Source organism: Dissulfurispira sp., from assembly GCF_036745535.1.
Classification (GTDB): Bacteria; Nitrospirota; Thermodesulfovibrionia; order Thermodesulfovibrionales; family Dissulfurispiraceae; genus Dissulfurispira.
Genome location: NZ_DAIOFX010000154.1, coordinates 1 through 2,145 on the forward strand (window position 1 = coordinate 1; position 2,145 = coordinate 2,145).

3 protein-coding genes are annotated in these 2,145 nt (G+C 43.5%); all 3 read right to left on the reverse strand.

Annotated elements, in window-relative coordinates:
- The coding region (locus tag V7L97_RS12325; RefSeq protein ID WP_333656417.1) for a hypothetical protein at positions 1 to 215 on the reverse strand (215 nt) is incomplete at its 3' end.
- A gap of 138 nt (positions 216 to 353) precedes the next feature.
- A complete protein-coding gene (locus tag V7L97_RS12330; RefSeq protein ID WP_333656419.1) occupies positions 354 to 773 on the reverse strand; it encodes a universal stress protein in 420 nt (139 codons plus the stop codon).
- A 230-nt stretch (positions 774 to 1,003) separates the two neighbouring features.
- The coding region (locus tag V7L97_RS12335) for a sigma-54 dependent transcriptional regulator (RefSeq protein WP_333656421.1) at positions 1,004 to 2,145 on the reverse strand (1,142 nt) is incomplete at its 5' end.

Genomic DNA, 2,145 nt, shown 5'->3' on the forward strand with positions numbered 1-2,145 from the left:
ACAAGATTCCATATCCCGAATAAAGAGACTATTATTCCTGCCCACATTCCAACACCGACCTGCGTGTCTATTGTTTTGCTCGTCTTGAGAGTAGCCGCAAGCTCTGCAAGGAAACCGGGTATCGCTGCTGCCTCGTGACGCTTGAGAACAATAGCGTAAATGAGCAGGATAATGCCTATAATCAATGCTGCAGGCGACCTTTTTTCTCCGTTCATGCCTTTTACCTCCTTGATTATTTTTTGGTTATAAAACAAAGCTTATTATTACAGCCAATGCAAGGAATACCCCTGCAACTATCAAAACCTGTTTCATTCTGTCTTCTCACCTCCTAACATCATGCTTTTGTCTGAATATCATTTCACGACAAGGACATCGCATGGAGCGTGGCTGACAACCTTTGAGGATACGCTGCCGAGATAGAACTTTTTTGCACCATGCTTGCCATGGGAACCGATGACAATCAAATCAACATTTTCGTTTTTGGCAGTATCGATAATAATTTCAGCAGGACTTCCAAATTTGACCACTGTCCTTATATCAGATACGGACTTCGAAAGGTCATCCCTTATTCCTTTCATCAGTTTTTCTGCCTCATCCATCAAGGTACTATAAAGGGTTCTGGTATAGTCATCGCCCAATTCGTCGGTAAAGCCGAGGTCTGGCACGGCATTTACTACAAGTAAAGAGGCATTCTCCCTTTGCGCCATATTAGCCCCTTTCTTCAACGCCTTGTTTGAGTAATCCGACCCATCATGTGCAACCAATATCTTCATTTTTCACTCCTTTCTTTGCTTTAAATTAAGAAAAGACGATGCCGCAATTATGCCTCAATTCAGGCCTGAACTATGTAAAAGGGGGGTTTGCATTAAAATATAGCATGCAATTTTTAGTGCAATTGCAATGCCATTTAAAAGGCTATTGTTTTATAAGGAAATTTTAGGAATGTTGTGAATGGATGTTCCAGAAGGGGAACACTTAGAGGGGAGAGTGTTCCCGAATGGGCTTATTCTATGCTGTATTTCTTCAACTTCTTCCATAGGACCTTTCTGCTTATTCCAAGTTTCTTTGCAGCCTCTATTTTTTTGCCACCGCTTTCTTTGAGGGCATTGGTTATAATCTGCTTTTCCATGGACATTACGCTTTTCTGAAGGGATAAGTCATCGGCAGGAAGCATATTTTCTGTTTTTGGAGCTAAAAATTCATCGGGGAGGTTCTTCAGGTCTATCAATCCATTTTTTGAGAACAAAACCGCCCGCTCTATAGCATGCTTCAGCTCACGCACATTCCCTGGATAGTTGTAAGACATTAAGGCTTCATAGGCAGACGGTGCAACCTTTAGTTCGGGCTTTGAGTATTTTTCTCCAAAATATTTCAGGAAATGCTCTATCAGATATGGGATATCCTCCCTCCGTTTCCTTAAAGGTGGAATTAGTATGGGTACAACATTTATCCTGTAGAAGAGGTCCTCCCTGAATGTCCCCGATGCTATGCAATCCTTTAGGTTTTTGCTCGTTGCATAAATCCCTCTCACGTTTACCTTAATAGGATCGTTTCCTCCAAGGCGTGTAACGGTCTGGTCTTCAATAACCCGCAGGAGTTTTGCCTGAAGTCCAAGCGGCATGTCCCCTATTTCGTCAAAGAATATGCTGCCGCTATCTGTAATTTCGAATTTTCCCTTCCTCGCCTCTGTTGCCCCTGTGAATGCACCTTTTTCGTGTCCGAAAAGCTCGGATTCAAAAAGATTCTCCGGTATCGCTGCGCAGTTTATCTTTGTACAGGGCTTATCCTTTCTGAGACTGAGGTTGTGGATTGCATTTGCCACAAGCTCTTTCCCTGTACCGCTTTCCCCCTGAATGAGAACAGGCACGTCTGTTTTTGCTATGGATGATATGCGGTCAAAGACGTCTTTCATGGAAGGGCTTACGCCTACGAGGTTTTCAAAGCCGACCCGCTCGCTTACGGATTCCTTCAGGCGGCTTAATTCAGCCTCAAGATTCCTGAATTTCAGGAATCGCTCGATAGTTATGAGGAGCTCTTCATTAGAAAATGGTTTTGTAATATAATCAAAGGCGCCGTCCTTGATAGCCTGGACCGCGGTCTTGACATCGGCATAGGCAGTCATAATAATAACGCCTGTCTCGGGAG